This is a genomic window from Dehalococcoidia bacterium (assembly GCA_035310145.1).
Lineage (GTDB): Bacteria > Chloroflexota > Dehalococcoidia > CAUJGQ01 > CAUJGQ01 > CALFMN01.
In genome coordinates, this window is record DATGEL010000113.1 from 1 (window position 1) to 22,152 (window position 22,152).

14 protein-coding genes and 1 riboswitch are annotated in these 22,152 nt (G+C 71.7%); of the genes, 12 read left to right on the top strand and 2 right to left on the bottom strand.

The window, feature by feature from the left end:
* From VKV26_21120 to fdhF, 3 genes are all read left to right on the top strand, one after another.
* Positions 1–740, top strand: a 740-nt coding sequence (locus VKV26_21120) for a transglutaminase domain-containing protein (protein HLZ72414.1), incomplete at its 5' end; no start/stop codon positions are given.
* Positions 741–876: 136 nt separating this feature from the next.
* Entirely contained in the window at positions 877–2,835 is a 1,959-nt protein-coding gene (locus VKV26_21125) for an NADH-ubiquinone oxidoreductase-F iron-sulfur binding region domain-containing protein (protein ID HLZ72415.1), read from the top strand.
* Positions 2,836–2,894: 59 nt separating this feature from the next.
* Complete coding sequence (fdhF, locus tag VKV26_21130; GenBank protein ID HLZ72416.1) at positions 2,895–5,684, top strand: formate dehydrogenase subunit alpha; 2,790 nt, start codon at positions 2,895–2,897, stop codon at positions 5,682–5,684.
* A gap of 92 nt (positions 5,685–5,776) precedes the next feature.
* Here the strand turns inward: fdhF and VKV26_21135 are convergent, their stop codons facing one another.
* Together VKV26_21135 and VKV26_21140 are read right to left on the bottom strand one after the other, a co-directional pair.
* Complete coding sequence (locus VKV26_21135) at positions 5,777–6,712, bottom strand: fumarylacetoacetate hydrolase family protein (GenBank protein HLZ72417.1); 936 nt, start codon at positions 6,710–6,712, stop codon at positions 5,777–5,779.
* Between the two features lie 60 nt (positions 6,713–6,772).
* Positions 6,773–7,960, bottom strand: a complete 1,188-nt coding sequence (locus VKV26_21140; protein HLZ72418.1) for a hypothetical protein — start codon at positions 7,958–7,960, stop codon at positions 6,773–6,775.
* 147 nt (positions 7,961–8,107) lie between these two features.
* Positions 8,108–8,225: riboswitch (cobalamin riboswitch) on the top strand.
* A gap of 113 nt (positions 8,226–8,338) precedes the next feature.
* Between VKV26_21140 and cobN the strand changes: the two genes are divergently transcribed.
* From cobN to cobJ, 9 genes are read left to right on the top strand one after another with little or no spacing between them, the layout of a single operon-like run.
* Positions 8,339–12,643 carry a cobaltochelatase subunit CobN gene (cobN, locus tag VKV26_21145; protein ID HLZ72419.1) on the top strand — a complete coding sequence of 1,435 codons (4,305 nt, stop codon included), beginning with the start codon at positions 8,339–8,341 and terminating at the stop codon, positions 12,641–12,643.
* Positions 12,640–14,676: a VWA domain-containing protein gene (locus VKV26_21150; GenBank protein ID HLZ72420.1), complete on the top strand. Its 2,037-nt coding sequence runs from the start codon at positions 12,640–12,642 to the stop codon at positions 14,674–14,676. Before cobN ends, VKV26_21150 begins: the two co-directional genes overlap by 4 nt.
* Positions 14,673–15,383: a precorrin-8X methylmutase gene (locus VKV26_21155; GenBank protein ID HLZ72421.1), complete on the top strand. Its 711-nt coding sequence runs from the start codon at positions 14,673–14,675 to the stop codon at positions 15,381–15,383. Before VKV26_21150 ends, VKV26_21155 begins: the two co-directional genes overlap by 4 nt.
* On the top strand, positions 15,380–16,501 hold the full coding sequence (locus VKV26_21160) for a cobalt-precorrin-5B (C(1))-methyltransferase (protein HLZ72422.1): 1,122 nt from the start codon (positions 15,380–15,382) through the stop codon (positions 16,499–16,501). Before VKV26_21155 ends, VKV26_21160 begins: the two co-directional genes overlap by 4 nt.
* A complete protein-coding gene (gene cbiE / locus VKV26_21165) occupies positions 16,498–17,745 on the top strand; it encodes a precorrin-6y C5,15-methyltransferase (decarboxylating) subunit CbiE (GenBank protein ID HLZ72423.1) in 1,248 nt (415 codons plus the stop codon). Before VKV26_21160 ends, cbiE begins: the two co-directional genes overlap by 4 nt.
* Complete coding sequence (gene cobI, locus VKV26_21170; GenBank protein ID HLZ72424.1) at positions 17,742–18,449, top strand: precorrin-2 C(20)-methyltransferase; 708 nt, start codon at positions 17,742–17,744, stop codon at positions 18,447–18,449. The genes cbiE and cobI overlap by 4 nt, the downstream gene beginning before the upstream one ends.
* Positions 18,446–19,258, top strand: a complete 813-nt coding sequence (gene cobM / locus VKV26_21175) for a precorrin-4 C(11)-methyltransferase (protein ID HLZ72425.1) — start codon at positions 18,446–18,448, stop codon at positions 19,256–19,258. Before cobI ends, cobM begins: the two co-directional genes overlap by 4 nt.
* Positions 19,255–20,358 (top strand): cobalamin biosynthesis protein, encoded by a 1,104-nt coding sequence (locus VKV26_21180; protein HLZ72426.1) that lies wholly within the window; start codon positions 19,255–19,257, stop codon positions 20,356–20,358. Before cobM ends, VKV26_21180 begins: the two co-directional genes overlap by 4 nt.
* Positions 20,355–22,112, top strand: a complete 1,758-nt coding sequence (cobJ, locus tag VKV26_21185; GenBank protein HLZ72427.1) for a precorrin-3B C(17)-methyltransferase — start codon at positions 20,355–20,357, stop codon at positions 22,110–22,112. Before VKV26_21180 ends, cobJ begins: the two co-directional genes overlap by 4 nt.
* Positions 22,113–22,152: the final 40 nt, after the last annotated feature.

Genomic DNA, 22,152 nt, shown 5'->3' on the forward strand with positions numbered 1-22,152 from the left:
TCGAAGCGGGCCGCGGCTACTGCGACTACTTCGCCTCGGCGCTGGCGGTGATGCTGCGCAGCACGGGCGTGCCGGCCCGCGTCGTCGTCGGTTATGTCATGCACGAGCGCAACGCCGACGGCAGCTTCGCCCTGCGCGAGCATGACGCCCACGCCTGGACCGAGGTCTACTTCCAGGGTTACGGCTGGCAACGCTTCGACGCCACGCCCGGCGGCGCGGCGGCCTTCGCGCCGGGCGAGGGCCAAGAACCGGCATCAGGCGCATTCGGTTCCCTGCCGGCGCCCGCCAGTCCGCAACTCGCTTCGCCGCCGGTCGAGCCGCCCAGCGCCGAGGCTTCCCCCGTCGCGACAAAGCCGGCGGCGCCCGGAGATTCACTCTCGCTCCCGCTTCTCGCCTTCGCGCTCCTGCTCGCCGTGGCGCTGGCGGCCACGTACGCGCTGGCATTGCGCCTGCGTGAACCCCGCAGGGCAGCGTTCGCCGCCTGGCTCGGCGGCGGCGGCGCGGCGCGACTGTTCGTGCGCGCGCCTGCCTCGGGAGAAACCGCGCATGAGTTCGCGGCCGCCACGGCTCGCCGCTCGCCGCGCGCCGCCGGACTGCAGGCGCTTGCCGCGGCGTACACCGCGGCGCGCTACGGTCCCCGCCCTACGCGGCTGCCCGCACCGTCACACCTGTGGCGAATCCTCGCCGGCACGCTGGCCGGCCTGACGGTGGATCGACTGCGGCGTCGTTCGAAACCGTAGTCTGCCGGAGCGCCTCGGCGTTGCCGAACTTCACGGCTGGCGCGGTCGATCTCGCTCGGGTGTAAACTGGGCCTCGGCGGGCAGGCGCTGAACCTTTGCTGGGGCCCGCGCCCGCAGAACGCACGAGGCGGCGACAATGTCTTCCCCGGTCCGCGAGTTCGAGGGATTGCTGCGCTCCCTGCCGCGCGAGCGATCGTTCTTGCTGCCGGGACTGCATCGCTTGCAACACGAGCAGGGATACGTCTCCCCTGAGGGCATGCGGGCGCTCGCCGACAGGATCCGCGTGCCCGCGGTGGAAGTGCACGCGGCCGCCGGCACCTACAACGAGTTACGCTTTGCGCCCCCGCCGCCGGGCCTGCGGCGCGTTTGCACCGGCCTCGCCTGCCGGCTGAACGGCGCGGATGCGTTGCTGCGGCAGGAGCGCGAGAGCGGCGCGCCCGTCGAGGAGGTGGCCTGCTTCTTCAACTGCGGGGTCGCGCCCGTGGTCGAGGCCGGCGCGCCGCCGGCCATGGCGGGGCACGCCGGCGTCGGCAGCTCGGCGCCGTCTTCAGACGCACTGCATCCGCAAGCCATAAGCGCGAACGGCACGACGCGACGCGCGGCCCTGCTGGTGGGCGGCGGCAGTTGCGGACGCGCCCTGGGCGCCGGGGCGGTGCTGGCCGCGCTGCGCGACCAGGCGCGTGACACGGCGCTGGATGTGATCGAGACAGGCTGCGACGGCGCCTGCTGGGCGCAACCCAGCGTGCGCCTGCGCCTGGCGAACGGCACGACGACGCTGCTCGCCCTGAATGCGACCGCCGCCGACGCCTCCCCCCTGGTCGCGACGGGCGGCGCGCTGGCCGGCGGTATGGTTGCCGCGACCGCCGCCCACGCGCAATGGCTCCGCGGCCAGGAGCGGCGCGTGCTGGCGCGCTGCGGCGCGATCGATCCGGAGTCGCTGGCGGAGTATCGCGCTGCCGGCGGCTACACCGCCTGGGAGCGCGTGCGGCGCGTCCTCAGCCCTCAGGCGGTGGTTCAACTCGTCGCCGAGTCCGGCCTGCTCGGGCGCGGCGGCGCCTACTTTCCCGCGGCGCGCAAGTGGGAAACGGCGATCCGCGCGCCCGGTGAGGTCTACCTGCTGGTCAACCTCGAAGAGGGCGAGCCAGGCGTCTACAAAGACCGCCACCTGTGCGAGGGCGACCCGCACGCCGTGCTGGAAGGCACGCTGATCGCCGCGCACGCGTTGCGGGCTGCGCGCATCTATCTCTATGTCAACGGTCAGGCAGAGCTGGCCACGCGCCGCTTGGAGCTGGCGATAGCCAGGGCACATGAGGCCGGGTTGTTACCCGAAGGCGTGCCGATCGAGATCCGGCGCGGCGCGGGCGGCTACGTCTGCGGCGAAGAGAGCGTGCTGCTCAACAGCATCGAGGGACAGCGGGCGGTGCCGCGCCTGCGCCCGCCCTTCCCCGCCGAGGCAGGCCTCTGGGGCAGGCCCACCGTAATCAACAACGCGGAGACGCTCGCGAGTCTGCCGTTGATCGTGCGGCATGGCTCGGCCTGGTTTCGCGGCGTCGGCAGCGAGCAGGCGCCCGGCACCAAGCTGCTCTGCCTGAGCGGCGCCGTGCCGCGGCCGGGGCTGGTGGAAGTGCCGTTCGGCACACCGCTGCGGCAGATCGTAGAGGATGTTGCCGGCGCCGAGCGCGGCCGCACCGTCGCGCTGGTGACCGGCGGGCCGTCGGGCGGTCTGATTCCCGAGGGGCTGCTCGACCTGCCGCTGCGGCCCGGCACGCTCGATGAAGGCGGCGCGATCCTCGGCGCCGGCGGCATGACCGTCGTGGATGAGACCCTGACGCCGCTGGAGGTCGTCAGGCAGCTCACGGCCTACAACGCGGCCGAGTCGTGCGGCAAGTGCACTCCCTGCCGCGAGGGCACGCAGCGCACGGAGGCGCTGCTGGCGCAAGCTGCGGGCAGGGAGCTGGACGCGACAGAGCTAGCGCAGCTTGACGCGCTCAACGAAACGATCCGGCTCGCCTCGCTCTGTGGCCTGGGGCAGGCGGCGCCGAACCCGGTGACCAGCCTGATCCGCCACTGGCCGCTCGCGCGCGGCGGGACGTAGACAACGAAGTTCGGGGAAAACCGACCGGCGCAAGCCGCCGAGTTCTGAGGCTGGCAGTCATGGTTGTGGCAACCGAGATGCAGGTGAGCGTCGATGGCCGGCCGGTCACCGTCGCCGAGAGTGCGAGCGTGCTCGACGCGGTGCTGGCCGCGGGCGTCGATCTGCCGCACCTCTGCAAAGACCCGGACATGCCCGCGATCGGCGCCTGCCGCACCTGCCTGGTCGAGGTCGAGGGGCAACGCGGGCTGGTCGCGGCCTGCGCCCTGCCGGCACGCGACGGACTCAGCGTCAGCATCGCCGGCGAGCTGGCGCGGCGCACGCGGCGCACCGTGCTGGACCTGACGCTGGCGATGGGCGACGGCGATCGTGCAGTGGTCGGCGCCTTCGGCCTGAACGAGCTGGCGCACCACGCGCAGGCCCACGGCCTCGCCGCGCCAACTTTCGCGCCGCGCCGGCAGCCGCACGCGGACACGCCAGACGGAAGCAATCCCTTCTTCACGCTGCACATGAACGACTGCATTCTCTGCGGCCGCTGCGCCGTTGCCTGCGACGACGTGCAACACATCGGCGCCATCGCCATGCTGGGCAGCGAGCGGCAGACGCACGTCGGCGCCTTCGCCGATGGGCCGATCGGCGAGTCAAACTGCACGTCTTGTGGCCAGTGCGTCTCCGTCTGCCCCACGGGCGCCCTGCTGCCGAAGGCCGGCGTGCCGGCGCGGCCGCAGACCACGCACAGCACCTGCCCCTACTGCGGCGTGGGCTGCGGCGTGCAGGTGCAGGTGCAGGGCCGGCAGATCGTGCGCGTGCTGGACGAGCCGCAGAACCAGAGCAGCGACGGCATGCTCTGCGTCAAGGGCCGCTTCGGCACGACCTTCGTCAACCACCCCGATCGCCTGACCACGCCGCTGGTGCGCAGGGCCGGCGTGCTGCAGCCGGCGAGCTGGGACGAGGCGCTGGACCTGGTCGCCGAACGGCTAGTAGAGAACCGCGGCCGCTTCGCCTGCTTCGCCTCCGCCAAGGCGACGAACGAAGACGGCTACGTGTTGCAGAAGTTCACGCGCCTGCTGATGGGCACCAACAATATCGACCACTGCACGCGGCTTTGCCACTCGCCCTCGGTCGAGGCGATGCTCGAACAGGTCGGCTCCGGCGCCACCAGCAACTCGTACCAGGATTACGAAGACGCGGGCTGCGTGATCGTGGCGGGCTGCGATCCCAGCAGCAACCATCCGGTTGTCGCCTCGCGCATGCGCCGCGCGATCGACCACGAGGGCGTGCGCCTGATCGTGATCAATCCGCGCCGCATCGACCTCTGCGCCAAGGCGGAGGTCTGGCTGCGGCCGCTACCGGGCACGGACGTGGCCCTGCTGAACGCGATGGCGCGCGTGATCCTGGACGAGGGGCTGGCCGACACGGCCTTCATCGCAGAGCGCACCGAGGAGTTCACGGCCTGGCGCGCGGCGGTCGAGTCTACGCCGCTGACTGAGCTGGCAGGCATCTGCGGCGTGCCCCTGGCCGAGATCCAGACCGCGGCGCGGCTCTACGCCAGCCCGCACGAGTACGGCGGACCGGCCGGGCGCACCGGTTCCTGCCTCGTCTGGGGCATGGGCATGACGCAGCACACCAACGGCACGCACAACGCCTACGCGCTGATTAACCTCGCCCTGCTGGCGGGACAGATGGGCCGCGTGGGCAACGGTATCAGCCCGCTGCGCGGCCAGAACAACGTGCAGGGCTGCGGCGACGCCGGCTGCATTCCCGACGCGCTGCCTGGCTACCAGAAGTACGCCGAGCCGGTGCTGGCGAAGTTCCAGGCGTCGTGGGGAGCGCCGCTCCCGGCCGAGGAAGGGCTGCGGGCGACGGAGATCGTGGAAGGCGCCCTGACCGGCGAGATCCGCGCGATGTACATCGTCGGCGAGAACCCGCTGCTCACCGAGCCGAACCTCCACCACGCGCAGGAAGCGATTGAGAAGCTGGACTTCCTCGTGGTGCAGGACATCTTCCTGCACGAGACGGCGGCCGTGGCCGACGTAGTGCTGCCGGCCACGACGTTCGCGGAAAAGGACGGCACCTTCACCAACAGCGAGCGCCGCGTGCAGCGCGTGCGGCAGGCGCTGCCGCCGCTGGCTGACTCCCGCCCCGACTGGGCGATCTCTGCCGAACTGGGCCGGCGCGTGGCGCGGCGGCTGGGCGGCGACCCGGCGCAGTTCGCCTGGGCGCACCCGGCGCAGATCTGGGACGAGATGGCGGCACTGACCCCCTCGCTGGCCGGCATCTCCTACGCCCGGCTGGAGGCCGAGGGCGGCATCCAGTGGCCGTGCCCGTCGCCGGATCACCCCGGCACGCCGCGCCTCTACGGCGAGTCGTTCCCACGCGGCAAGGGCCGCTTCATGCCCGTGCGCCAGGATCCGCCCGCGGCCGAGCTGCCCAACCGCCGCTTCCCGTTGATCCTGAACACCGGCCGCATCCTCTACCACTGGCACGGCGGCACGCTCACGCGCCGGGTGCCGGGGCTGCTGGAACGCGCCCCCGTGGTGCAGGTGGCGCTTAGCCCGCAGGACGCGGCGACGCTCGAAGTCGCCGACGGCGAGCGGGTCACGCTCAGCTCACGGCGTGGCGAAATCGAGGCCGTGGCCTTCATCACGGAGGCGCAGCGGCCGGGCGAGGTCTTCGTGCCGTTCGTGCAGCTCGAAGGCGCCGCGGCCAACTTCCTGACGAACAACGTCTACGATCCGACGGCGAAGATCCCGGAGTACAAGGTCTGCGCCGTGCGCATCGACAAGGCCGGCGCACCCGCCGAGTGGCGCCATGGCCGCCGCGAAGTCGTCGCCACTCCGGGCGACGGCTAAGCCGCGCCGGGAGCAGCGATCAAATTTAGCGAATCACGGCCAGCGGCCCAATCCGCGCGCGTGCGGGCCGCGCATGAGTTCGGGCGAGTGCCCTACACCCGCGCGGCCGCGTATTTGCCGCTGACTTGCGGCGTCGTGCCTTCCTTGCCGCGTTCCGTCATCTCCAGCCGTGTCTCGCGGCCCCAGGCGCGCTTCAGGTCGTCGCGCACGCGGATGTGCAGCCGGCCGAGCCCTTCCGTCTCCAGCTCGATCGCGTCGCCGTCCTGGAAGGCGCTCAGGCCACGGTGATTGGTGCCCGTCGCCACGACGTCGCCCGGCTCCAGCGCGTGGATCGAGCTGATCCACTCGATGCAGCGAGCGATGTTGTGCGCCATGTCGCTGGTGTTGAAGTTCTGCTTGAGCGTGCCGTTCACCCAGAGGCGCACCTGCAACTGCTGCGGGTTCGGCACCTCGTCGGCGGTGACGAGCACCGGGCCGAGCGGCGCAAAGGTGTCGCGCGACTTCATCTGGTAGAAGGTGTTGCCCCCCGGCGGCAGGCCGCGGGCGGAACCGTCGATGAAGTTCAGGTAGCCGAAGACGTGGCTCATCGCCTCGCCCGCGCTGACGTGGGAGGCGCGACGGCCGATCACCACCGCAAGCTCGGCCTCGCCCTCGAAGATCGTCGCCGGCACGTCGGGCAGCACCATCGTGTCGCCGTCGCCGATCACGGCGCTCGGCGACTTGTGGAAGGCGTTGATCGGCGCCGGCTCGCTGCGGGTGCCGTCCTCCATGTAGTTGACGGCCATGCAGACGATGTTCGTCGGCCGCGGCAGGGGCGCCCGCAGGCGCAGCCCGCTCAGCGGCACGGCCCGGCCGCGCGCCGCCGCCTCTTCCAGCCGGGGCCGGTACTCGGCGAAGCGCTCGATTAGCCCGTTGATCAGGTCGCCAGGCCCCGTGTGCGGGATCGCCTGCACCACGGCAGACGCGTCCACGACGGCTTCGCCTTTGAGCACACCCAGCTTGAAGTCATCGAAGTAGACGAGGCGCATCGCTTCTCTCCTTGCCCAGCACGCTCTTCCCTCCGCGTGCCCGGCGCTGCAACCGCTGGTTCAATGCCTCAGCAGCTCGAAGATGTACAGCCCGCCGGCATAGCGGTCCGTCGCGTAGATCAGGCCGTCGGCAGCGACGGTGATGTCGTTCATCTGGATCGACGGCCGGCCCGACGGCGCTTCCGGCACGAAGTGGGCGATCTCGCGCGGGTTCGCCGGTTCGCTGATCTCCACGACGCGCACGCCGGCGTTGAAGTAGGTCAGGTAGATCGTGTTCGGGTCGATCAGCGAGCCGGGGCGCATCTCGTGCAGGTTGTGCGGCCCGAACCAGCCGCCGCGCGTGGCGAAGTCGCCTTCCGGGATCGGGAAGAAGGCGATGACCTTCGGCTTGCGCTCGTCCGCGATGTCCACCACGCGCACGATCTTGGTCACTTCGGGGCAGTAGGCGCCGACGCCTTCGTCGGTGACGATCAGCACGTCTTTGCCAGGCACGGGGAAAGCGGTGTGCGTGCAGGCGCTCTGGTCGAGGCCGAAGGGCAGATGGCTGACGAGCCGCGGCTTCGCCTTGTCCCCGATGTCGAGGATCACCAACCCAGCGTCCCACCAGCCCATGTAGGCGCGGTCGCCGCGGGTGAGCGCATGGTGCAGCGCGTAGCGGCGGCCGGGCGGCGCCGTGGACTGCTCGCCGCCCGCGGTCCACATGCCGGGCAGCCACCAGCGGCCGACCTCGCGCGGCGCCGCGGGGTTCGAGAGATCGATGATCATGAAGAACTGGTCGGTCCAGCCGGCCTCGCTGCCGGTGACGTAGGCGTAGGGCGGCTCCCAGTAGGTCATGCGGTGCACGCCCTTGCCCGTCATCGGCAGGAAGCCGATCTCGCGCGGCTGCTCGGGCTTCGAGACGTCGAACACCTTCAGGCCGGTGACGCCCTGGCCGGCGCGGCCGAACTGCTCGTAGTTGACGAGCAGCACATCGCCGACCACCTGCACCTTGTGCGAATGCGTGTGCGCCGGTACGGGAATCTGCGCCGCCAGCCGCGGCGCCGTCGGGTCGCGCACATCGAGCACGGAGGTGCCGATGCCGTTCTCGCCCATGTGCCCGACGAAGGCGTAGCCGCCCACGACGTTGACGTGCATGCAGTCGCCGCGGCCGTCCATGTCGTTGTGGCCGACCAGGCGCAGGTTGTGCGCGTCCGGGGCGCCGCTCGCGGTGAGTGCGGCGCCCGCGCCTGTCTCTCGCAGCTGGGTCATCACCACCCTCCTCACACCTTCCGCCGGCGAGCGGACGAGCCACCGTGGGCAGCGTACTGCGCGAAACCGGATTCGGGAAGCGGACGGCGCGGCAACAGCCGCCGAAGCCTTGCCCGCCGCGACGCGCTCGGCTAGCATCAGGGCACCAGACAGCAGATCGCCGCGGGCGCGGGCAAGCCGGTGTGAGGCCGGCGCAGTCGCGCTACTGTAACCGGAGCCGCCTGCTCCGGGAGCCAGAAAACCGGCCCGCGGCGCCAACTCGTCGAGCTTCGCGAGCGAGCGAGAGTTGGAGCGGCCGCGTCATTCCTCCGCCTGCGACGCGTGTCTCCAGCCCGATCGGCGCTCGCGCCGCTACGACGATCGCAACGATGGGCGGCGATGGCGCGCAACCTGGTGCAGCGCGAAGACGGCAAGCTGGTCAACGTCGCCCGCAAGCAGGGCCAGCTCTTCGTCTGCGCCACGGGCTGCTGCTGCGGCCACACCGAGCGCGGCTTCGCCCCGGTGCCCGAAGACCGCTACCACGCGGAGTGGGAGCGGCGGAAGCTGCGCAACAGGGTTCACCTGACGCAGGCGGGCTGCCTTGGCCCCTGTCCGCTGGCCAACGTGGCGCTGCTGCTGTTCGACGGCCGCCACGTCTGGTTTCACTCGATCAACACGCCCGAGCGCATCGCGGCGATCTACGACTACGCGGAGGCGATGCTGGCCGCCAACGCCTACCTGCCGCCGCCGCCGGCGCTGGCGCCCTATCACTTCACCTCCTTCACCTGGGACGCGCCGGAGAGCCACGACACCGTAGTGCCGGCGATCCCCGCACGGAGGCCCGATGTCGTCCGCGACGGCTTTCTTGTGCTCAGCCAGGCCGACACCGACCTGCTGGCGATCGAGGCCGCCCGTGCCTTTCTGCCGACCGACTTTCCGCCGGTGCGCGCCGTCAATCCCTCCTATCTGAGCACGGAGGCAGACATCGCCGCCTTCCTCGACGCGGAACTGCCCGCGGCCGAGCTCGTCGTCGTGCGACTGCTGGGCGGGCGCGGCAGCTTCGCCGCCGGCCTGGATCGCATCGTGGCGCAGGCGCAGCGCGACGGCTTCTGGCTGATCTGCTTGCCGGGCACCGAGAGCCTCGATCCGGAGCTGATGGCGCTCTCCAATGCCGGCGTGCCGATCGCGCACGAACTGAGCGCCTACCTGCTGCACGGCGGGCCGCGCAACTACGCCCAGGCGCTCTGCTTCCTCGCCGATCACCTGCTTACCACCGGCTTCGGCTACGATGCACCGGCGCCGCAACCCCGACACGGCGTCTACCATCCCGAGGTGCCGGAAGGCACGCTCGCCGCGTGGCGGGCGCACCAAGATCCGACGCGGCCCACGATCGGCCTGCTCTTCTACCGCGCGCACCTGCTCTCCGGCAACACCGCGTTCGTGGACGCGATCGTGCAGCGCGGCGCGGCTGCCGGCCTCAACCTCCTGCCGGTTTTTGCCTACTCGCTCAAGGAGACCGGCGCGGATGGCGTGCCGGAGGCACTGAGTTACCTCATCGACGAACGCGGCGAGCCGCTGGTGGACGCGGTGCTGTGCTCGCTGTCGTTCGCGATGGGCGGCGTCGACCCAGAGACCGCAGCGCTCTCCGACTGGGCGGTGACGGCGCTGGAACGGCTCGACGTGCCGGTGGTGCAGATCGTGACCGCCTCAAGCCCGCGCGAGCAGTGGCTGGCTTCGCTGCGCGGCTTGAACCCGGTCGACGCGGCGATGAACGTCGCCATCCCGGAGTTCGACGGCCGCATCATCTCCGTGCCCGTCTCATTCAAAGAAGCGGACAACGAGGCGGACGCGGGTAAGGGCGCGGGCGCGGTGCGCTATGTGCCCGACGAGGAGCGCATCGACGCCTGCCTGGAGCTGGTGCGCCGGCTCGCAGTGCTGCGGCGCAAGCCGAACGCCAAGAAGCGCATCGCCTTCGTGCTCACCAACCAGGCCGCGCGAGCCAGCCGCATCGGCAACGCCGTGGGCCTCGACGCGCCCGCCTCGCTGATCCGGCTGCTGGAGCAGATGAAAGCTGCCGGATATACGGTGGAAGATGTGCCGGAGAGCGGCGACCAACTCATTCACGACCTGATCGCCCGCTGCTCTTACGACACGGAACTGCTGACCGACGATCAGCTCGCCGGCGCGGCCGCGCGCGTGCTGGCCCCCGCGTATGCCGACTGGTTCGCCGACCTCTCGGCGAAGAGCCGGGCGGAGATGCTGGGCCAGTGGGGCGAGCCGCCCGGTGCAGCCTACGTGCACGAGAGCGCGATCGCCCTGGCCGGTCTGCGCTTTGGCAACGTCTTCGTGGCGCTGCAGCCGCCGCGCGGCTACGGCATGGATCCGAACGCGATCTACCACCTGCCCGACCTGCCGCCCACGCACAACTACCACGCGCTCTACCGCTGGCTGCGCGACGAAGACGGCTTCGCAGCCGACGCGATCGTGCACCTGGGTAAGCACGGCACGCTCGAGTGGCTGCCCGGCAAGGCGGCGGGGCCGGGCCCCGACTGCTATCCCGACCAGTTCCTGGCCGGTCTGCCGCTCGTCTATCCGTTCATCATCAACGACCCCGGCGAGGGCACGCAGGCGAAGCGCCGGGCACATGCCGTCGTCGTCGATCACATGACGCCGCCGCTGACGAGCGCCGGCCTCTATGGCGAGCTGGCGGAGCTGGGACAACTGATCGACGAGTATTACCAGGTCGAGCTGCTCGACCCGGCCAAGACACCGCTGCTGCAGCGCCAGATCTGGGATGTGCTGCAACGCGCCCACCTCGGCGCGGAAATGGAGCTGCTGCTGAACCGCAACAGCGGCGGCCACACGCATGAGTGGGACCCGGCGCTGACCGAGGATGGCACGCCGGTCTCGCTGACGGAGATGCGCGGCAAGGATTTTGCCCATCTGCTGCAGGAGATCGACGGGTATCTCTGCGAGCTGGCCGGCGCCCAGATCCGCGACGGCCTGCACGTGCTCGGCCAGGTGCCGGAGGGCGCGCAACTGACCGAGCTGCTCTTCCACCTCACGCGCCTGCCGAACCTCGACATGCCCGCGTTGCCCGACGCCGTGGCAATCGCCGCCGGCGCCGTGCGCCACGATGTCACCGCCCCCGCGAACGCCTGGCTGGCTCAGCTGACCGGTCTCGCGCTGAACGTGGCCGGGGACGTGTACGCGGCGATCGACGCGCTCTGCCGCGAGCTGCTCAGCGCGCTGGCCGAAGGCGGCCTCCAGGCGGCGCAGGTGGAAGCGGCCTGCCGGCGCGTTCTGGTCGGGGCGCCGGGCGACTCAGCTGCCGCCGAGCGCGTGCTGCGCTATGTCTGCGCCGAGCTGTTGCCGAAGCTGCAGCGCATTCCCGACGAGCTGGGCCGCGTGCTGGAGGCGCTGGACGGCCGCTATACGCCGGCCGGGCCGAGCGGTGCGCCGACGCGCGGCATGGCGCATGTGCTGCCCACCGGCCGCAACTTCTACGGCGTCGATCCGCGCGCCATTCCCAGCGTCGCCGCCTGGCAGACGGGTCGCGCCCTGGCCGATGAGCTGCTGGCGAAGCACCTGCGCGACGAGGGGCGCTACCCCGAGTCGGTCGGCATCTCCATCTGGGGCACCAGCGCCATGCGCACGCACGGCGACGACATCGCCGAGGTCTTCGCCCTGCTCGGCGTGCAGCCACGCTGGCAGCCGGAGAACCGGCGGCTGCTCGGCATCGACGTCATCCCGCTCGAGGCGCTCGGCCGGCCGCGCATCGACGTGGTCTGCCGCATCTCCGGCTTCTTCCGCGACGCCTTCCCGCACCTGATCGCGGCGATCGACGAGGCGGTGCGCGCCGTGGCCGCGCTCGACGAGCCGCCCGATCAAAACTTCGTGCGCCGCCACGCCCTGGCCGAGCGCGGACGGCTGGCCGCGACCGGGCTGGACGAGGCAGAGGCGGAGCGCCGCTCGCTGTACAGAATCTTCGGCTGTAAGCCGGGCAGCTATGGCGCCGGCATCCTGCCGCTGATCGACGAGCGCAACTGGCGGGGCGTGGCCGACTTCGCCGAGGCCTATCTGAACTGGGGCGGCTACGCCTACACCGGCGCGGAGTTCGGCACAGACGCGCGTTCCGACTTCAAAGCCGCGCTCGAACGCGTGGTCGTGGCCGTAAAGAACCAGGACAACCGCGAGCACGATATCTTCGACTCGGACGATTACCTGCAGTTCCATGGCGGCATGATCGCCACGATCCGCGCCCTCACGGGCCGGGCGCCGCGCAAGTACTTCGGCGACAGCGCCGACCCGCGCCGCGCCCGCGTGCGCGACCTGAAGGAGGAGGCGCTGCGCGTCTTCCGCTCGCGTGTGATCAACCCGAAGTGGCTGGAGTCGATTCGCCGCCACGGCTACAAGGGCGGATTGGAGCTGGCGGCGACGGTGGACTACCTGTTCGGCTACGATGCAACCGCGGACGTGGTGGACGACTGGATGTACGCAGACCTGACGGACAGCTACGTGCTCGCCGCCGAGCAGCGCGACTTTCTGCGCCAGAGCAACCCCTGGGCGCTGCGCGACATCGCCGGCCGCCTGCTGGAAGCCGTCGATCGCGGCCTCTGGCAGACCCCCGACGCCGATCAACTCGACGCGCTGCGCGCCGCCTATCTCGAGTCCGACGGCGAGCTGGAAGGGGCGCTGCCGTGAGCGGTCCTCGCGCCCGCCCGCTCTTCCCCTTCACCGCCATCGTCGGGCAGGAACAGATGCGCCTGGCGCTGCTGCTGCACGCGGTCAATCCCGCCTTGGGCGGCGTGCTGGTGCGCGGGCAGAAGGGCACCGCCAAGTCGACGGCAGTGCGGGCGCTGGCCGCCTTGCTGCCCGAGATCGAGCGCGTCGCCGGCTGCCCGTATGGCTGCGACCCGCGCGAGATCGCCGCCGCCTGCGAGTCGTGCTCGCAGCGGATCACCGCGAGCGAAGCGCCGGCCGTCGAACGGGCGCGCGTGCCCGTCGTGGAGCTGCCGATCGGAGCGACAGAAGATCGCGTGGTCGGCAGCCTGGACCTGGAGAGCGCAATTCAGAGCGGCGAGCGACGCTTCGAGCCGGGCCTGCTGGCGCGGGCGAACCGCGGCATTTTATACATGGACGAAGTCAACCTGCTCGGCGATCACCTGGTCGATCTCCTGCTCGATGCGGCGGCGATGGGCCGCAACTACGTCGAGCGCGAGGGCGTCTCCATAAGCCACCCGGCGCAGGTGATGCTGATCGGCACGATGAACCCGGAAGAGGGCGAGCTGCGGCCACAACTGCTGGACCGCTTCGCCCTGGCCGTCGAGGTCGGCGGGCTGAACGATGCCGACGCCCGCGCCGCCGCTGTGCGCAACCGCCTGGCATTCGAGCGCGACCCGGCGGGCTTCATCGCCGCGCAGGCGCCCGTCGAGGCGGCAGAACGGGATCGGCTCGAACGGGCGCGGGCAAGGCTACCGCGGGTTGAGTTGCCCTCGGCCATGCTCGACCTTGCTGTGCAGCTTTGCGCCGGCTTCGGTGTCGACGGCCTGCGCGCCGACCTTGCCCTCTGCCGCGCGGCCATTGCGCTGGCCGCTTACCGCGGCCGCGGCTGCGTGACGCTGGCAGACGTGCGTGCGGTGGCGCCGCTGGTGCTGGCGCACCGGCGGCGGCGCCAACCGTTCGAGCAGCCCGGCATCGACGAAGCCCAGCTCGACGAGGCGCTGGCAGAATTCGAGAACCGGCAGGATGGGGCGGGACGGGGCGACAGTTCCGGCTCCGAGCCATCGATTCCGGCGCCGGCAGCCACCCCCTCAATCAACGGGGCTTCTGCGAGTGCACCCGCTGGAACCGAACCGCGCGAGCGGCGTGGCGAGGCGGCGCCGGTCGTGACCCCAGCGCCGGAGCGCTGGACCGCGCCGAGCGAGCTGGCTCGGCCGCTGACGCTGCCGCAGGTGCTGGCGCGGGCGCAGCGCGAGGCGCGCGGCCGCCGGCCTGCGCCCACTGGCACACGCGGAGAGGTCGTCCGCTCCGGCCGGCCGCGGGGCCGGCCGCGCGAGCTGGCGCTGGCGGCGACGCTGCGCGCGGCCGCGCCGTACCAACGGTCGCGGCGATCAGCGGCGGCGGCAGGGCGGGGCATCGTTTTGCGCGACGGCGATCTGCGGGAGCGGGTGCGGCGCGGGCGCAGCGGCAACCTGGTGCTCTTCGCCCTCGACGCCAGCGGCTCAATGGGCGCTCGCGCGCGCATGGCGGCCGCGAAACGACAGGTGCTCGACTTGCTGCTGGACGTGTACCGGCGCCGCGACCGCGTGGCGATAGTCGTCTTCCGTGGCTCTGGCGCCGTGCTGGCGCTGCCGCCCACAAACAGCGTCGACCTCGCACAGCAGCGACTGATCGCCCTGCCCACCGGCGGCCGCACGCCGCTGGCGGCGGGGCTGCGGCTGGCCGCGGAAACCGCGCGGCGCGCGGCAAGCGACGATCGCGGCCTGCGACCACTGCTCGTGCTGGTTTCGGACGGCCGTGCCAACGCCGAGGCCGGCGGCGCCGACCCGTGGCGTTCGGCACAGAGTGAGGCCGAACGCTGGCGCGCCGCGGGCTGGCCCAGCGTCGTGCTCGACCCCGAGCCCGGCCGAGCCGGCGCCGGCCTCGCACGCTCCGTCGCCGGCTCACTGGGTGCGACGTATCTGCACGGCGGCACGGGCGCTGAGTCGTCGTTGCGTGCAGCGAGGCGGCCATGAGCGGAGCACGTGCGGCCGCTGCGTCGTTGGTAGAGCGTTACGCCCTGCCGCCGGATGAGATCGAGCGGCGCAGCCTGGGCATCGTCGCGCCTGCCGTCGGCGAACGCTTCGCGGACCCCGGCGAGCAGTCCGTCGCCACGCGGGTGGTCTATGCCGCCGGCGATCTCGAGCTGGCGCGCTCGCTGCGCTTCTCCTGTGCGCCGCTGCCGGCGGCGATCGCAGCCTTGCGCGGGAGGTGCCACGTGGTAACCGACGTGCGCATGGTCGCCGCGGCGCTCGACCGCGCGCGCCTGCAGCGGCTGGGCTGCGAGCTGCTTTGCGCGATCGATACGCCCGGAGTTGCCGAAGCGGCCCGCGGCGCCGGCGTGACGCGCTCGCTCGCCGGCATACGGCTGCTGGCCGCGCGGCTCGACGCCGCCGTGGTGGTAATCGGCAACGCGCCGACAGCGCTGCTCGGTCTGCTGGATCTGGTCGACGCCGGCACGGTGCGGCCCGCCTGCGTGATTGGCATGCCGGTGGGTTTCGTGGCCGCCGCCGAGGCGAAGGCCGAGCTCCTGCGGCGGCACCTGCCGGCGATCGCGATCGAGGGCACGCGCGGCGGCTCGGCCGTGGCGGCGGCGGCGCTCAACGTCCTCCTGCGCCTCGCTCTCGATGAGCCGGCGGTACCCTTGCCGGCGCCGAGCGAAATAGGCGGTCCGCCGCGATGAACGACGGAGAGATGGAGATCGTCCGCCGCCGCGGCATGCGCACCGGCTACACCACCGGCGCGTGCGCGGCCGCCGCGGCCGCCGCCGCCACGCAGGCGCTGCTCAGCGGCGTGGCGCCGGCCGAGGTCACCATCCACCTGCCGGTGGGACGCGATGCCAGTTTTGCCCTCGTGAACTGGCGGGTTGAACCCATCCGCGCCGGATGCGGGGTGATCAAGGACGCCGGCGACGACCCCGACGTCACCCACGGCGCCGAGATCCGCGCCACGGTCTGGCGCGGATGCGCGCCCGGCATCGAGCTGCGCGGTGGCGAGGGCGTGGGCACCGTGACGTTGCCGGGGCTCGGCCTGGCGATCGGCGGCCCGGCGATCAACCCCGTGCCGCGACGCATGATCTGTGACGAGGTCACGCGGGCCGCGGGCGACGGGCTCAAGACGCACGGTCTGGTCGTCGAGATCAGCGTGCCGCGCGGCGCGGAGATCGCGAAGAAGACGCTGAACGCGCGCCTGGGCATCGTCGGCGGCATCTCGATCCTGGGCACGACGGGTATCGTGCGGCCCTACTCCACCGCCTCGTACCGGGCGAGCGTGGGCCAGGGCATCGACGTGGCCGCTGCCAATGGGCAGCACGAGGTCGTGCTGAGCACCGGCGGCCGCAGTGAGCAGTTCGTGCAGGCGCTGCTGGACCTGCCCGAAGTCTGCTTCGTGGAGATGGGAGAGTTCACGGGCTACGCGCTGAAGCGGGCCGTGCAACGGCGGCTGCGCCGTGCCACGCTCGCCGGCATGATCGGCAAGTTCTCCAAGATCGCCCAGGGCCACTTCATGACTCACGTCGCCGGCAACCGCGTCGACCCGGCATTCCTTGCCGCACTGGCCGCGCGGGCGGGCGCGGATTCCGCGTTGCAGGCAGAGATCGCCGCTGCCAACACCGCCCGTCATGCGCAGGAGCTGGCCCAGCGGCACGGCCTGTCCGCGTTCTTCGAGCTCATCGCCGCGGAGGCCGCCGGCAGAAGCCGCGATCACGTGCACGGGGAGCTGGCCGTGGAGGCGATCCTCTTCGATTTCGATGGCGCCGTGCTCGGCCGCGCCGGCCTTCCCGCCTGCGAGGCCCGACAGTGAGCCGTGGCGAAGGCGGTGGCTGGCCGGTCGTGCACATCGTCGGCATCGGCGACGGCGGCGCCGAGACGCTGGCGCCGCCGCAGCGCGCCCTGGTCGAGGCCGCCGATCTGCTGTGCGGCGGCGTCCGCCACCTCGCCTTCTTCCCGGAGCATGCGGCAGAGCGGTTCGCGATCCGCAGCAACATTGCGGCGCTCGGCGACCTGCTCGAAGCGAGTGTCGGCAGGCGCCGTGCGGTCGTGCTCGCCTCGGGCGATCCGTGCTTTTACGGCGTCGGGCCGCTGTTGGCGCAACGACTCGGGCGCGAGCGCGTGTGCATTCATCCCGTCGCCGGCTCGGTCGCGCTCGCCTTCGCGCGGCTCGGCCTGCCGTGGCAGGACGCGGCGGTGCTCTCGGCGCATGGCCGGCCGCTGGCAAGCATCCTCCCGCGGGCGCTCTGCGGCCGTCTGCTGGCGATCCTCACCGACGCGGAGAACACCCCCGCCCGTGTGGCCGAAGCGCTGCGGCGTGCGGGCATGGAGAACGCCCGCGCCGCGGTTTGCGAGCGCCTCGGAGGGTCCGCCGAGCGCCTCGTTCATGGCCGGTTGGACGACATCGCGCGGCAGGAATTCGATCCGCTCAACCTGCTCGTGATCGATCGCGAGTCGTGCCCGTCTGCCGACCGACCCGGCTTCGGGCTCGATGAGTCGAGCTACGAAAGCGAGCGCGGCCAGATCACGAAGGCCGAGGTGCGCGCGATCACGTTGAGCAAGCTGGAGCCCTGGCGCCACGCGCTGGTCTGGGACATCGGCAGCGGCTCCGGCTCGCTGGCGATTGAGCTGGCCGGCCAGATGCCGCACGGTCGCTTGATCGCGATCGAGCCGGATCCCGCGCAGCTCACGGTGATGCGCCGCAACCTCGCCCGCTATCCACGATCGAATCTCACGCTCATAGCCGGCGCCGCTCCCGAAGCACTGGCCGGGCTGCCCGCCCCGGACGGCGTGTTCATCGGCGGCAGCGGCGGAGCGCTCCTGGAGGTGCTCCGCACATCTGCCGGGGCATTGCGGCCCGGCGGCCGCCTGGTTGCGAACTTCACCCTGCTGGAAAGCGTGGCAGAGTGGCAAGCGTTCGCCGGTGAGCGTGGCTGGCCGGCCCAGATGGTGCAGGTGTCGATCGCGCGCGGCGCGCCGCTTGGCGGCGGCACGCATCTGTCACCGCTCGGCCCGGTGTTTGTTGCCAGCCTGAGCCGTCCGGAGGCAGCGCGGTGAGCACCGGCACGCTGTACGGCATCGGCGCCGGCCCCGGCGACCCCGAGCTGATCACGCTCAAGGGGCTGAGGATATTGCGAAGCGTGCGCGTGGTCTACGTGCCGGCCACGGCGCCGGGCCGCAGCATGGCCGCGACGATCGTGCGGCCGCATCTTTCGCCCGACCGCCAGCGCATCATCGAGCTGGTCTGCCCACCGCTGCGCGATCGGGCCGCGCTGCTGCGGCGCTGGGCCGAGCTTGCCGCAGAGGTGGCGGCTGTGCTGGCATCGGGCGAGGATGCGGCATTTGTCACGGAAGGCGATCCGTCGCTCTACAGCACGTTTCAGTACCTTGCCGGGGCGCTGCACGATCAACATCCGGCGCTGCGCATCGAGACGGTGCCCGGTATCGCCTCGCCCTTCGCCGCGGCGGCGCTTGCCGGCACACCCCTGGCGATGTGGGACGAAGCCCTCGGCATCGTGCCTGCAACCGCGCCGCCGCCGGTGCTGGAGGCGATCTCGGGCGCTTGTGCCACGACGGCAGTCCTGAAACCGAGCGCAGCACCCGGAAGCCTGGCGAGGCTCATGCACAGCAACGGCGCGGAGCTCACCACCATCCGGCGGGTCGGCTGGCCGGAACAGCAACTCACCCGCGGGCCGGAAGCGCTGGCGCTGGCAGCGGAGGACTATTTCACGATCGCCCTGCTGCGGCGGAGGAACGGATGACGGGCGGACACGTCTTTTTCATCGGCGCCGGACCCGGAGCGCCCGACCTGCTGACGCTGCGCGGCCGCGAGATCATCGGCAAGGCGGATCTCGTGATCTACGCCGACTCGCTGGTGCACCCCGGCGTCGCCGCCTTCGCACCGCCCGGCGCCGAAGTGATCGGCAGCGCGGCGCTGACGCTGGAGCAGACGACGGCGAAGCTGATCGAAGCGGCAAGAGCAGGCAAGACCGTCGCCCGGCTGCAGAGCGGCGATCCGTCGATCTACGGCGCAATGCACGAGCAGTTGCAACTCCTCGAAGCCGCGGGCGTGCCCTGCACGATCGTGCCCGGCGTGAGCTCGGCATTCGCCGCCGCCGCCGTGCTCGGCCGCGAGCTCACCGTGCCGGATGTTTCTCAGACCGTGATCTTCACGCGCATGGCCGGGCGCACCTCCCTCCCAGCGGGCGAGCGGCTGAGCGACCTCGCGGTCCACGGCGCCACGCTCGTGATCTTCCTCAGCATTCCCCTGATCGAGCGCGTGGTAGAGGAACTGCGGGCCGGCGGCTATCCGCCGGAAACGCCGGCGGCCGTCGTCTACCGCGCCACCTGGGAGGACGAGCTGGTGCTGCGCGGCACGCTGGACGACATCGCCCAGCAAAGCAAAGCGGCGAAGCTACAACTGCAGGCCCTGATCCTCGTCGGCAGGGCGCTCGATCCGGCGCTGCGCAAGGCAGAAGTGCGGCACCGCTCGAACCTGTACGATCCGGCCTACACCCAGCGCCACCGGCAGGGCGGCGGGCCGCCGTCGCCGGAGGTTGCCGAGCCGTGACGCCGCCTTCGAAGGTCTCGATCATCGCCGTTTCGAGGCGCGGCAGCGCCCTCGCCGTGACCGTCGGTGCGGCGCTGCCCGGTGCGCGGCTGCTGTTGCCGCGCCGCTTCGTGGCCGCCCATGCCGAGGCATATGACGGTGGGGTACTCGTCGCGGTCGCCGCGGCGTTCGCGCAGGCAGAGGCGCTGGTGCTGATCATGGCCACGGGCATCGCCGTGCGCGCGGTGGCGCCGCTGCTGCGCGACAAGCCGACCGATCCGGCGATCGTCGTGATCGACGATGCCGGCCGCTTCGCGATCAGCCTCGCCGGCGGACACCTGGGCGGCGCCAACGCCCTGGCCGCCCATCTCGCCGGCGCGATCGGCGCCGTGCCGGTGATCACCACCGCCAGCGAGGGGGCGGGGGTGCCGGCGCTGGACCTGATCGCGGCGCAGCTTGGTTGGCGTATCGATAGCGGCAGCGATCTCACGCGCGTGATGGCGGCGCTGGTGAACGGCGAACCCGTCGCGCTCTTGCAAGAGTGCGGCTCACGCGACTGGCTGGCCGATCGGGGCTGCGCGAACCTGCGATCGATTGCCGGCACCGACGAGCTCGGAGCGAACGACGCGGGCGTGATCGTCGTCTCCTGCATTGGCGAGCCGGAGCCTACTTCCACGCTGCCGCGCGTGCTGCTGCGGCCACCGGTGCTGGCCCTGGGAGCCGGCTGCAGCACCGGCGCGGCGGCGGACGAATTGATCGACCTCGCGCACCACGCGCTCGCCCGCGCCGGCCTCTCACCGGCGTGCGTCGCCGCCGTCGCCACCATCGACCGCCGCCACGCTGATCCCGCGATCGTGGCACTGGGCCGTCTTTTCAATGCGCCGATCCAGAGCTTCACCAGCAGTGAACTGGACGCGGCTCCGGGCGCATGGCGGCGTTCGCAGGTGGTGTTCGGCGCGGTTGGAACGGGCGGCGTCTGCGAGCCTGCGGCGATCCTGGCGGCTGGCGGCGGCTCGCTGATCGTATCCAAGCGGAAGTCGGCGCACTGCACCGTCGCGGTTGCGCATCGTGGCGAGGCGTCGCGGCATTCGCCCCGCTTGCCCATGCCGGAGGAAGCATGATCGACGACGGCAAGGCGCGTACTCTCGCGCACGGCGGCGCGCTGTTCATCGTGGGCACCGGCCCCGGCCATCCCGATCTGCTCACCCGCCAGGCCGAACGCTGCCTGCGCGCCGCCGATGCGATCGTCGGCTACCGCCTCTATCTCGAACTGCTGCGGCCGTTGCTGCCCGCGGCGACGTTTCACCCGGGCGAGCTGAGCGAAGAGCGGGCACGAGCCGCGCTGGCGATCGACCTGGCGCTGGCCGGGCGCCGCGTCGCGCTCGTCGGCAGCGGCGACGCCGGCGTCTATGGCCTCGCCGGCCTGGCGCTGGAGTTGCTGGAGGAGCGGGGCGCGCACGAGCTGCCGGTCGAGGTCGTGCCGGGGGTGACGGCCGCGCTTTCGGCCGCGGCCCTGCTGGGCGCGCCGCTGGGCCACGACTTCTGCGCGATCAGCCTCAGCGACCTGCTCACGCCCTGGGAGGCGATCCAGGCCCGCCTCGAGGCCGCGGCGCAGGCCGACTTCGTGACGGTGCTGTACAACCCGGCCAGCGCCCGCCGCCGCCGCCAACTTGAGGCAGCGCTTGCGGTGTTCCTGCGCCACCGGCCGGCCGGAACGCCGGTTGGCATGGTACGCAACGCTTACCGTGAGCAGCAGTCGGTCATCCTGACTTCGCTTACCGAATTGCCGATCGCGCGGGTGGATATGTTGACCACGGTGGTGATCGGCAACTCGGCCACCCGCGCCTGGAACGGTCGCCTAATCACGCCGCGCGGCTATCGCCTCGCCGGCGAGGCGCAGGGCGCACCGGCAACGGCTGCCGAGCCCGCGCCAACGGACGGCGGCATCGTGCTGGTCGGCCACGGCAGCCGCGACGCCGCGGGCCAGGGCGCCTTCCGCGAGTTCGCCGCGGCATTGGAGCAGCGGCTGGGGGAGCCGGTCGCCCCCGCCTTCCTCGAATTCAACGAGCCGCCGATCGTCGAGGCCGTGCGCCGGCTGGTGGCGGGAGGCGCACGTCGGTTAACGGTGATGCCGCTGTTTCTCGGCGCCGCGACGCATCAGAAAAACGACGTTCCGGCCGCCCTGCACTGGCTGCGCGCGCAGCACGGCGCGCTCCAGTTCGACTGCGCCGCGCCGCTCGGCGCCCACGCGGCCGTCGCCGACACGCTGGCTCAGCGCGCCTTGGAAGCCTGCATGGCCGCGGGGCCGGACGGCTCCGCCTGGCAGCCGCGGGAGACGGCGCTGCTGCTTGTCGGGCGCGGCAGTCATGATCCAGACAGCAACGGCGAACTGTTCAAGACGGCGCGCCTGGTGACCGAAGGCCGGCGCTTCGCCCTCGTCGAGTCCTGCTTCATCGCCCTCACGGAACCGGATGTGGCCGCGGGCGTGGATCGCTGCGCACGGCTCGGCGCCCGCCGGGTCGTGCTGGCGCCGCAGCTGCTCTTCCCCGGCGTGCTGGTGGAACGCACGCGGCGGCTCGCGCTCGCCCTGGCGGCGCGCTATCCGGAGCTGAGCCTGAGAGCGGCGGCGCCGCTCGGCGCCGCGCCGCCAATGCTCGACCTCGTCCTGGAGCGCATCCGCGAAGCGCGCGCCGGCCTGGCCCGCGCCAACTGCGACACCTGCAAGTACCGCGTGCGCATGGCCGGCTTTGAGGACGAGCTTGGCCTGCCGCAGGGCTCGGACCACAACCACGGCCTGCGGGGCACGCCACTTCACACGCACGGAGCTGACCACGCGGCACTTCCGGCGGCACAGGCGCGCGAGCCCGCCGTATGATGGCGCTGCAGTTTTGACCCGCGCGTCTGTTGCGGCGCGT